Consider the following 12150-nt stretch of genomic DNA (forward strand, 5'->3'; position numbering starts at 1 on the left):
GGTGCATCTGGATAGATGCCTTTGTGCATGATGATTCATATCAGTTCTTGTTCACACCAGCCGTGATATTCACGCTTTGCATAATCGTCTTCTGGGTGAACAGGAAGAGAATAAGTAGTGGTGCGATGGTGAATGCACTCGCAGCCATAATCTGTGGCCAAGCCAGACCATATGCTCCGCCTTCTACAAAGAAGCTGCGCAGACCAGCCGATACCAGCTGCAGGTCCGGGTCTTTGGTGATGAGCATAGGCCAGAAATAGTTGTTGTATTGTTCAATGAACGTAATCAGAACCATCACGGCGAAGCTTGAGCGAACAAGCGGCGTGATAATCGTCCAGAGAATCCGGAAATGAGAGGCACCGTCCAGCTGACCGGCTTCCACCAATTCATGAGATACCTGCATGAACGCCTGACGGATCAGGAAGATCGAGAATACGCTGACACAGTTGGATACAATCAAGCCTGTGTAGGAATCCAGCAAGTTAAGTTCACTAAGTACCAGGTAACTAGGCAGATACACGGCTGTACTCGGTATCATATAACCCACGAGAATCAGGGATGTCAGTACACCTTTGAGACGGAATTTCATATGTGTCAGGGCGTACGCCATCATACTGGAGTTGACGATCTGAAATAGACAGATGGCTAACGCCACCCCGGTACTGTTCAGGATGTAACGAGCAAATGGTGCGGCATTCCAGGCATCCGCGTAATTGCTCCAGAGGAACGTCTCCGGCCAGAAGGTCGGCGGAAACTGCCAGATCTCATCATTGGTTTTGAATCCGCTAATGACCATCCAATAGAAAGGAAAGGCTGTACCCAGCGCGATAATAGCTAACAGGAGGTAGCGGATTATTTTACTTATTTTAAAATTTGTATGCGACACATTCTGCAACTCCTTGCGCTTCATCCGTTTAGACTTTTTGGTAGGCAATGTCATTGTCATTAGTAGTGCACCAGACGTCTGCCAAGCAGGAACGATACTCCCGACAGCAACACGCAGATCAGAATAATCACAACGGCGATGGACGAAGCTTCACCTACATTAAAGGATTCGAATGCAGACTGATAATACATGTACAACAACGTTCTTGTTGATCCCGCCGGTCCGCCCTGCGTCATGACATTAATCTGGTCATAGGCTTGCAAGGACTGGATTGTAAGAATAATGGAGAGAAAGAATGTCGTTGGAGAGATCAGCGGCAGTGTGATACTTCTGAACTTGTCCCAACGGTTTGCCCCATCGATCGAGGCCGCTTCGAGCAGATCAGACGGTAAATTCCGTAGCGCAACCAGATAGAATACCATCGCCCAACCAATTGATTTCCAAAGGGTTACGATCAGAACTCCAGCCAGTGCCCAGTCCGCGTCACGCAACCAGCCAATGGGAGATACACCTACCCAGCCGAGCATGAGATTAGCAAGTCCCACCTCTGGCTCGAAGATCCAGGACCACGCAATGGATACCGCAACTGTCGGTGTGACCCAAGGTGAGAATAGTAATGTCCGGAAGATGCCGGATGATTTGATTTTGCTATTCATGAGCATCGCAAGTGCCAATCCGCCCACAATGGTTGGGATCACGCTCCCCAGTCCGAATAACAAGGTGACTTTCAGTGACCGATAGAATTCGGAATTCGTCAGCAGATAAGTGTAATTGTCCAATCCAACGAACAGCTTGTCCGGGCTCATGAAGTCCCAATCGGTGAAACTGAGATATACGATATATCCCAGAGGTCCCAGCCAGAAGATCAGCAATGGGATTAGAGCTGGCAGCGTGAATAGGACCGCCTCAGACTCCCTCCATAGTTTTAAACGCAATTCCCCCACTCCTTACTGTCCAATTTTTCTTTAATTTTTGGGAATTTTTGAGTATAATCAGCTTTATATTTATTCTGTACAAAATTGATTGTACACTTGTATTGAAAATTCTAATTCCGGCTTATGTTAAAATTGGAGCAAGTCATGTAAAATATGAGGCAGCTAGTGGGAACGCTATCATAAACCAGAGGTGACATTGTGGGAAAAGAAACTGCAGGGAACCCGAATCATTCTTCGTTACCTGATCGGCATGCGCTGAGGGAGAGAGTCATTGAGGCCATCGCCAATACGATGGATCTGTATGGAGTTAATCATACGTTTGGCAAATTGTACGGAATTATGTATTTTGAGGATCGACCAATGACACTTGAAGAAATGAAGAATTCAATGAATATGAGTAAGAGCAACATGAGCTACGCGGTTCGTTCGCTCACAGAATCACAGATGATTTATAAACTGGAGGAAAAAAAGGAGCGTCAGGATCAGTATTCGGCTGAGACCGACTTCTATCGTACATTTCAGAACTTCTTCGGTTCCAAGCTGCAACGGGAAGTGGATGTGATGTTAGAAAGCATTCACGAGGTCATTCCTGATCTGACGGCTATGATCCTTTCCGAGCATACTTCTTCCGAAGATCGAGATGATGCACTGCGTGATCTGCACAAACTTCAACATGCGGAGCAGTATTATGTGTGGCTCCAAGGATTCGTGGATCAGTTGCGGGATGGCGTCTTTTACAAAGACGCCCCACATGAGAGTGATTAATACAGCGTTGCGAAGAGATCTCTCGTTTAACGATCTTAATGAAACGAGCTTCTTACAAAAAACCAGCAAAAGGCCACCCCCAGGAACCCCCAGGGATGGCCTTCTTTGTTATCACTCGTGGATTCGCAGGTGTTCAATTCGATCGAATTGTATACGTGCCTTCTCGATCACCCCGTTGTGCCGTTGCCAAGAATGCCATACACAGTGCGGTGACGGACTAACCAAGGGTACCTCTCACTTCTTTATGATGAACGCCCCACGGGGAAGCATCGACAAGCGATGTAACGCTCCTTTGCCTCCATCAGGCATCGCGTATTAATTAGATTTTGTTCAGATTTTGTTCAGATGCACTTCGTTACATTAAGGACATATCTATCAAACTGAAATTAGACTTCATGAGGAGGAAGTATTGGGATGAATAAAAACACAGTATTATATGACAAACTTTTCAAAATAGCACTTGCTACAACAATAGCAACAAGTGCACTTACCGTTGTGGCACCGGACTATATAAAAGCGAGTGAGAATGGGGAAACTTTTACAGATATCAAAGTTGCTTCGGATTACTATGAATATGTGAATGAACTATTTGAGCGTGGTTTTGTAAGTGGTTATAAAGATGGTTCATTCAAGCCAGGAGGACTGTTAACACGTGCAGAAGCTTCAAAAATTCTAGCACTCAATCTAGGATTAAATGTTACTAAATCTTTTAATCCTACGTTTAAGGATGTTTCAACGAGTGACTGGGCATACCCATACATAGAAGCATTAAAAGAAGCAGGTGTTATCGATGGCTTTCAGGATGGGACATTTAAACCGAACTCACCTATTACACGAAATCAAATGGCAAAAATTATTGTCAATGGCTATGGTTTAGAACCTGCTAAAGAAATTAATTTACCATTTACAGATACACAATTAACAAATAATTGGGCTGCTCCATATATTCAAACCTTATATGATCTAGGTATTACAACCGGACAATCCGCCCTAAAATATGGTGGAATTTCGACACTAACTCGTGGGGATATGGCAGCATTCACAATAAGATCCGAGAAAACAACAGATTATCGCGATAACCGCCAACCAGATGAGAAAATTATTTCTGAGATTAGCGGCAATAAAATGACTATGGGTGGTCAGGTATTTTACATCAAAAAAGAGCTTCAGCCATTACTTCATTCCAAAAATTTAGCAGCGTTGAATGAGGCAAATTTAGACTTTATCAAAATTGGCACAAAAATCATCGGTATTCGCAACCTGGAATTGACTAATGGAGGAACGGTGGATAACCCGTTAACATTAGATTTGGCAGGAGGTAATGTCGAAGCAAATATAACCATTGCGGGCGACTATATTAAGCTGGCAAATGCTAATATTACTGGTGATATTACGATTAAAAAAGGTGACCAAAGGCAACTTGAATTAAATGGGCTTGCATTAAACGGAAACTTGATCATTGAAGGGGATGCAAAACGTGAGCAAAAATCAGTTATTAAGCTTACGAACACAACAGTAGATGAAGTTGTTGTGAATCGTGACAACACTGAAATTATCACGAATAATGCTACACCATCTATTATGGTTGGTAATAATGTATCGGGTATCGAAGTTGCCGGTAAAATTAATTCAATCCATTTTAATGGAAATCAGAACGTAGTCGTCAAAGGACAGCTTGAAACAAACAATCTAACAATTGACACGCCAATAAAAGTAACGCTTGAAAACAAAGCCCAACTGTCGACAGTAGAAACGAAACAATACGGAAGTCAACTGATTGTGCCAAAAGACACTACGATTGATACTTTAATTAAGCCAGTAAATATAAATCCTGAAGAAGCTGTAAAATACCCCGGAGGTATACCGTCAGCAATTAAAAATGTGACGAATACCGCGCAGGTGGAACGCTCTACCTCCCCGATCATTCCAACAACACCGACAGCACCTTCGAGTGGAGGCGGATTTACTGGTGGTGGATCTAATGGTGGCGGATCAACTGACGGTGGAAACAATGGGGGCGTACCGAATCCATTTGTTTCTCAAACTTTAAAAGCCAATAATATTGAAGATACAGACAACGAAGACCCACTTGCTGTAGGCATGATTGGTACAACAATTACATCAAGTAATGAAACAGTCGCAACCGCTACCTTAAAGGATGGAGAAATCGTCATCACCTCAAAAGGTCCGGGTACAGCTACTATTTCAATTAAAGAAGATGCACCTTCCTTAAAAGAGTCACAAATTATCGTAACAGTCGATGCCACCGGTAAAATGACACACACGATTAAACGCCCTCTTGAGGTAGTGCAAGATAAAATCAATGCAACACCAGCACCGGATGCAGATGTTTTGATAAAACTGTTCGAAGGTATTGATATTAAGGGTGTTACGCCCGAAAATATCACAGATGTTACCACAGCAGTGAAAAAAGCGATTGCTGAAAAAGGCAAACCGTTAACAGAGAATGAATTAAAATTAGTCGTTGATACGGCATTGCTCCCTTCACTTATTAAAAAAGTTAACCCTAGCTTAGAGCAGGTATCTACTCCACTCGATTTAGTTACAGTGGGACCGAATGGTACAAGCTTTAAATGGGATTCAGCTACAAAAGTGGGCGACCATAACGCAAGCATTGATCTTTCAACAGGAAACGTAACGCAAGATGATGCGGATAATGAAAATGACCAAGTGACTTTAAAGGTTACAGCAACGAATGGAAATGCAATCAAGGAGGCTTCCATCGAAACTACAGTGTTAGAATCGAAAAAGCCATACCTCGTAAGTGCGATTTTAAATGATATCGATAAAGACGGAAATACTTCAGCAGGAGATACAATTACATTCAAATTTAGTGAACCCGTTCGATATAGTGGGAACACAGAGGATCATAATATTGATGAGCATCTTTTTGGGAAAGATTTCGTCTTTGGGATGGGTACTGATCAATATCCAATCAACGCTGTTTGGTCTGAAGATGGGACAAGCCTAACAATGACAATCGGTGGAGACACTACTAGCCCTAATGTTTTCAAAGTTGGCTCTGAAATTTCCCTAGTGAAAGACTCAGTAAGAGATGCAAATGGCGGGCAAAGTATAACCAACGTTGTTGAATTAACAGTGCCAAGTGCAATCGAGGCATTTAAAATGTCTGGTGTAAATAATACACAAAATGGTGCTGAACCTGTAACAGTAACACAACAAGGAATTTATAAATTTACCGTTGATATAAACCTTACTACAAATGGAGAAGGATTTGCTCTAGATGACGTATATGTTGCTCAGGTTAGTGGAGGTGTCATGAAAAAAAATGAAACTCCAGCTGCAACTGAAAAATATGATACTGTTGTAGAACTTGGTGGAAGCCCATATACTATAGTAACGGTAACAGAAAAGGTTGCAAGTGGAATAGACCCAAAATTAACGTCCTCTATAAGATATGCTGGAAGCGCTGGGTTTAAAGCTACTACTATAAAGCCAAGTCTAATCCCTTCACCAGGATCACAACAAATTGCATCATTTACAATTTCAGATGTGATTGCCTTGGAAGGAACAAATACACGTAATCAAACCATTGCAATTACTATTGATGGAACGTCAGTTGAAAAAGTAATTACATTATCAAGTGAAACTACGGGTTCAACACTTGCTGCAGCCATTGCTGAGGCATTTAAAGATGCATTCCCGAATTACGCTATTACAGCTGAAAATAATAACGTAATTATTACTGCCAATGAAGAATTTCAAAATGTAATCATTTCAGCCGAATTAAAATAATATCTGTATATATGAAATGAGCTAAAGTAAAACATCCCGTCCAGGATCTTAACCTCGACGGGGTGTTTTTGATATGAATATAAATCTTTAAGAATAGGCTCCGTTGTTCAGATTTTGTTCAAGCGCAGTATGATAACATTCCAAAAGGAGTTGATTGTAAAAAACATTAACAATATGATGAGAACATCATAATAATTCAATCGTATATGGAGGCATGATAATGAAAAGGAATATCCTAATCATTGTAAGTATTATCATGCTGTTTGTTAGTGTCTTTTCACTTGGCAATTGGCATTATCTTATCAGTAACCATCCCCAAATTGTACATGATGGAATTGTAAAGATAGATACTAAGCAATTACAAAGGCCGGTTAAGTTGGAAGGCGATTGGGGCTTTTACCCAAATGTCCTAATTGCATCTTCCGAAAAACTGGATAGCTATCAGAATAAACGAATTACACTTGATGTACCATTTCATTGGAAGGAGTACGTAGAGCCCAATAAAGAGGGAATCTCAGTTGGGACCTATCATATCAGGGTTCATGTACCGACGGAGGGGTTTTACGGTTTGTTTATACGGTCTATTCGTCAAGCAAATCGTGTGTTTATAAATGATGTAGAAGTAGGAGCGCGGGGGAAAACAAGCACCGTTTTAAGTGAATTTGGATCCGAAAATGATGATAAATACACCGTATTTGCTCGTAGCGAACATAAAGGACTGGATATTATTATCCAAGTAACCAACTATAATTCCCCACAGGCAGGTATTGTCTATCCTATTGAATTTGGGACGATGGGAGCCATTCAGCAAGAATATCGTTGGAAGGTATTTTTAGATGCATTCGTATGTATTGGGCATGTGGTATTCGGAATCATCTATATCTTTACATTTTTACAGAATCGGAAACGCAAAGAAGAACTGTTCTTTGGTCTTTTTACCATCTCATTAGGACTTTATATGTCATTTATTAACCAAAAAGTGTTCTTCCTATTATTCTCTGACATTTCACCTTTCAATCAATTGCGTTTACAGCTCAGTATTATTCCGATCGCGCTACTAGCTTTAACACTGTTTATATATTCGATGTACCCGCAAGTTCAAAAAAGAAGAACCCTATATTTGTTTATGATTCTACTAGGGGTTGTAATTCTTTTTTATGGTATTTATAACCCAATTACCCAAAATCACAGGGCTTCTTCAGATTTGGAGTTGTTTCTGAGAAAAATAGGCTATATCTGTGTTACGGCTCCAGTCATATTCTATAATCTATGGATTCTTATTAAAGTAACACTACAACGTCTAGAAGGCGTTCGTTATGTTCTAATTGTGATTTCAGCGATTTGTTGTTATGGTATTTTACTGATTTTTAACTTTATCATGGGGATTCCCATAGATTATACAGAATTCGCATTATTTTTACTCATATTATTCGGGTTTGCTTCGTTATTAAATTTCCGTGCGAACCAGGCTATTTTGAAAGTCCAGGCACTATCAGAGGAATTGCTTGCACATAATCAAATGAAGGATGTATTTTTACTGAACACTTCTCATGAATTACGCACACCCCTTAACGGTATTTTAAATTTATCGAAATCCTTAATGGAAGGAGCTCAGGGACCCTTAAAACGGGCTCAACAGGAGCAAGTCATTTTAATTCATAGCGTCACTCAACGTTTAGGACATTTAGTAGAGGATTTGTTGTTCTCTTCAAACCAAATGACCGGAGAAGTAAGGGTCGCCCCACGTAGTGTTCCACCCTCTGTTATTACTGAAGTCGTGTTGGAAATTCGCAGTGTGATGCCAAAGAATCATCAAGTAAGTGTTAATGCAGAAGTGGATTCGGAATTACCGAATATATACACGGATGAATTACGTTTTAAGCAGGTTCTATACAACTTGCTGCACAACGCTATTAAATATACAGAAGTTGGGGAAATTGCTGTGACAGCCTATGCCCATCAACATCAGATGGTCATCCAAGTAAGAGATACAGGCTGTGGTATTCCGGCACAAATGATTGATCGGATCTTTGATGCCTTTTACCAAGGAAATAATCATCATAAAAAAGAAGGGCTCGGTTTGGGATTAAGTATTACTAAGAACATTGTCGATAAGTTAAAAGGCGAGATTTATGTGACAAGTACGGTAGGAGAAGGTACTACATTTACATTTACAATGCCATTGGCCACTGACGAACAAATGAGCATTGAGCAATCATCTACAATTACCGGGCAGAGAGCTAAAGAATTACAGCTTCAATTGCCACTCATCTATAAAGGAAATAATAAAAAAATACTTGTGGTAGACGATAACCATGTCAATATAAAGGCTTTAGCTGAGGCACTGAAACTTAAGGGATATACTGTAATTGCAGTAGATAATGGTTTCGATGCAGTGGACTATATTAAAACGAATCAGGTAGATTGTATGTTAATAGATTTAATGATGAATGGAATGTCAGGTTATGAGCTATGTAAGCGAGTACGAAAACAATATGATATGCTGGAATTACCGATTATTATCTTAACAGCGATCATGAAGCATTCTGATTTAGTGTTATCTTTAAAATTTGGTGCAAATGAATACTTACAAAAACCTATTTTAATGGATGAACTATTTATCCGTATTGAATCTCTGTTAGCCGTCCGTCAATCTTCAATTGATTCAATTGAAGTAGAAATGAATTATTTGTATTCACAGGTCACACCGCATTTTGTCTACAACACGCTGAATACAATTATTGGTTTAAGCTATACGGATATGGACAACACCCGTGAAGCACTCTACTGTCTGGCGACCTACTTCCGTGCCAAACTTAATGTCCATTACCGAAATAGCTTTGTCTCTGTTGAAGAAGAGATAGAGCTTGTCAAGGCATACTTATATATCGAAAAGATGCGTTATGGTGACCGTTTAAATATTAAATATGATATTGATGAATCTATTCAATTAATGATTCCAGCACTATCCATTCAGCCATTAGTTGAAAATGCTGTTTTCCATGGTATCTCTAAGAAACAATCAGGCGGTACAATTGAGGTAAGTATTCAACGGGAAGGGCAATTTGTCCGAATTAAAATCTATGATAATGGTGTAGGTATTCCCGATGAAAAACTTCAGAAGCTGATAAATGAGGAAAGCACACGTATTGGGTTTATGAACCCATTAAAAAAATTCAAATTAATGAAAAATGCAAGTTTACGTTTATACAGCGAGGAAGGAAAGGGAACAACTATTGTCATTTTATTACCAGAGGGTGGTGGAGCATGAACATAATTATTGTTGATGATGAAAAAATGGCAATCGATGTATTAAGTATTATGATTAAACGGCTGACACAATTCCAGATTTCAATCAAGGGGGCATTTACAAATGCAGTAGATGCCCTTCGTTTTCTGGAGAAAGAGGCCATTGAACTTGTCTTTTTAGATATCGAAATGATCGATATGCACGGTATGCAAATAGCCAGACAACTGTTACAAAAACATCCATCGTTACAAATCATCTTTGTGACAGCACATGCGCAATTCGCAGTGGATGCTTTTGAAGTAGAGGCAACCGATTATTTGTTAAAGCCTGTACATGAAAAACGGTTGATTACAGCGCTAACAAAAGCACAGAAAAAATCACAATTACAAGTTGAAGCGCCCCGTAATAATAATAAAAAACTTTTATACGCTCATACTCTAGGCCGTTTCTATCTGCTTGATACTCAGCAAGAGGTAGTAAAATGGCGTACAAGGAAAGTACGCGAACTTTTTTTATTCTTATTATTTAATCAAAAAGGACCAATGTCTAATGCCATCATCTCAGAAGAGTTATGGATAAATTTGGACCTTGAAAAGGCCTCAAGCAATTTACATACATCTATTTATCAGTTGAGAAAGCTTTTAAAAGAAAAGGGAATACAAGACCCGATTCAATTAGTAAATAATCACTACCAATTAAATGTTGAAATTGAAAGTGATTATGAGGAGCTCTATCAATTGCTCGAACGGGAAAAACATGATGAAAAATCTATTCAACAGTTAATGAATTGCTATGAGGGAGATTTTTTAGTGGAGGAAGAATATTTATGGGCTTTTCAAATAAGACTCCGGCTAAAGCAGGGTGTACTGCATGTACTTGAACAATATGTCACTCGCACAAACTCAATTAATTCGTTACTAAAATTCAATTGTTTACAAATGATGCTAGAATTGGATGAATTCAATGAGCAATATATGTTTTTATTATTAGAATTCTTAATTGAACAAAACAAAAAACAAGATTGTTTAAAATTCTTTGAAACTATACAAGCCAAATTAGCTGAAATTGGTCTCAATGTTCCCGAAAGGATTCATAGAAGATATAACGAATATTTGGTCAATGTATAAATTAAAGTAAAGACTAAGATAACAATGATGTGAAAAGCTTCAATATAGGCATTGTCATAACAGATTCCCAGAGTTTGCTACGGCACTTTTTGGAAGCATACTGATCTCCACGATCCAAATGGTGAGTGAGTCCCGATTCACATCTTCTCCACTCGAAAGTTCGTTAAACTAAAAAAAGCAACTCAGTGAGCAATGATGTATCTACAAGACTTGTTCTGGCTATACGAGTAAAAGGGGCGTCCCGCCATGTTTACATGGTTTGGGACACCCCTTTTTAAGTTATATATGCTGATTTTTATTTCTGCGCCGCAGCCTCAATGTCTTCATAAGCCCAGTGTATTGCTGGTACGTCTGTAAAAGATGGCGTAGTTACGCCTGTTGCCGGCGTCCGTTTGAACAGTACATTTAATACTTTCACAGCTTCAGCACGAGTCAGTTTACTGTCCGGTTTAAATGTATCATCATTATATCCGCTCATCAGGCCAGTGGATTGCACGTAGGCAATCGTATCGAAAGCCCAAAGGTCGGCGGACACATCAATGAATCCGGCGATGGAATTCGTCGGAACGGAGATCACTACATTTTCAGTGGAGATTTCAAGCTTAAGCGAATCATCATTCAGTTCTTTTACCGCTACCTTGGGCAGTTCAATACGTGTCTCGGACACGGCATCTTTGGTATCTGGGATGACAATACGTGCGGTATTCATGTTCAATTGCTTCGCTTTTCCAACGGATTCCTTGGCAATCACTTCGGTCATCTTCACCAAAGAAGTAGCTCACTTATTCTTGAGCCATCAAAATTTGCCCCAATAACATTGTTGATTTCGCTTAGCAAGGTACTAGATGTAAATGTTATGGATTGCATTTGGTATGCAATTTCTCCCCTTCGACTAAATCCGTAATCACTTTGGTGAATGTACCTGTTGTGGAATCGCTACCACCAACCCAATTACCATAGGCGTATTGTGGAAATCCGCTGATTTCCTCCATATCTTTGATATTAGGTGCCTGGGAGACGAATACTTGATAATTCAGATCAGGTGAAGACGTTGTAACCGACTTGGCATACTCCCAACTTAGTTCAACCGAGTCATCACCAATGTTCTTTACTGTAATTAGACCATCATTCCCCGGTACCGGATACGATACTTCTGCGCTAACCTTTCCTACTGGTGCCAACCATGGTGCTACCAATAGCAAAATGAGCAATATCTTCACTATTTCTCTGTACTGCATATTTCTTATCCCCCTAATCTCGCTTTCAAAAGATAGGCCTATTGTAGTACACAACTCTGAACGGATTCTGAACATCGGAGCAAATAAAAGGTCTTATTTCCATTATATATAGAAAAAAACGGGGATTTATTTCATTTTTTACGTTAAACATGTCATCTTAGACCTACTATCA

At 39.8% G+C, this 12150-nt stretch carries 8 protein-coding genes; 4 read left to right on the top strand and 4 right to left on the bottom strand.

Annotated elements, in window-relative coordinates; translation table 11 throughout:
• Nucleotides 1–40: 40 nt before the first annotated feature.
• Nucleotides 41–886: a carbohydrate ABC transporter permease gene (locus M1D71_RS28620; RefSeq protein ID WP_458124631.1), complete on the bottom strand. Its 846-nt coding sequence runs from the start codon at nucleotides 884–886 to the stop codon at nucleotides 41–43.
• A 59-nt stretch (nucleotides 887–945) separates the two neighbouring features.
• On the bottom strand, nucleotides 946–1821 hold the full coding sequence (locus M1D71_RS28625; protein WP_458124632.1) for a carbohydrate ABC transporter permease: 876 nt from the start codon (nucleotides 1819–1821) through the stop codon (nucleotides 946–948).
• 198 nt (nucleotides 1822–2019) lie between these two features.
• On the opposite strand from M1D71_RS28625, the gene M1D71_RS28630 reads away from it, so the two are divergent.
• The 4 genes from M1D71_RS28630 (at nucleotide 2020) to M1D71_RS28645 (ending at nucleotide 10740) form a co-directional block, all read left to right on the top strand.
• The gene (locus M1D71_RS28630; protein ID WP_458124633.1) at nucleotides 2020–2586 is read left to right on the top strand and encodes a GbsR/MarR family transcriptional regulator; all 567 of its coding nucleotides are present in this window, start codon (nucleotides 2020–2022) and stop codon (nucleotides 2584–2586) included.
• 414 nt (nucleotides 2587–3000) lie between these two features.
• Entirely contained in the window at nucleotides 3001–6363 is a 3363-nt protein-coding gene (locus M1D71_RS28635; protein WP_458124634.1) for an S-layer homology domain-containing protein, read from the top strand.
• A gap of 220 nt (nucleotides 6364–6583) precedes the next feature.
• Nucleotides 6584–9634 (top strand): ATP-binding protein, encoded by a 3051-nt coding sequence (locus tag M1D71_RS28640; RefSeq protein ID WP_458124635.1) that lies wholly within the window; start codon nucleotides 6584–6586, stop codon nucleotides 9632–9634.
• A complete protein-coding gene (locus M1D71_RS28645; protein WP_458124636.1) occupies nucleotides 9631–10740 on the top strand; it encodes a response regulator in 1110 nt (369 codons plus the stop codon). Before M1D71_RS28640 ends, M1D71_RS28645 begins: the two co-directional genes overlap by 4 nt.
• 295 nt (nucleotides 10741–11035) lie before the next feature.
• On the opposite strand, the gene M1D71_RS28650 is transcribed toward M1D71_RS28645, so the two are convergent.
• Both M1D71_RS28650 and M1D71_RS28655 read right to left on the bottom strand, forming a co-directional pair.
• Nucleotides 11036–11500, bottom strand: a complete 465-nt coding sequence (locus M1D71_RS28650) for an S-layer homology domain-containing protein (protein ID WP_458127379.1) — start codon at nucleotides 11498–11500, stop codon at nucleotides 11036–11038.
• A 94-nt stretch (nucleotides 11501–11594) separates the two neighbouring features.
• Complete coding sequence (locus tag M1D71_RS28655) at nucleotides 11595–11978, bottom strand: hypothetical protein (RefSeq protein WP_458124637.1); 384 nt, start codon at nucleotides 11976–11978, stop codon at nucleotides 11595–11597.
• Nucleotides 11979–12150: the final 172 nt, after the last annotated feature.

This window comes from Paenibacillus sp. Z3-2 (genome assembly GCF_054161325.1).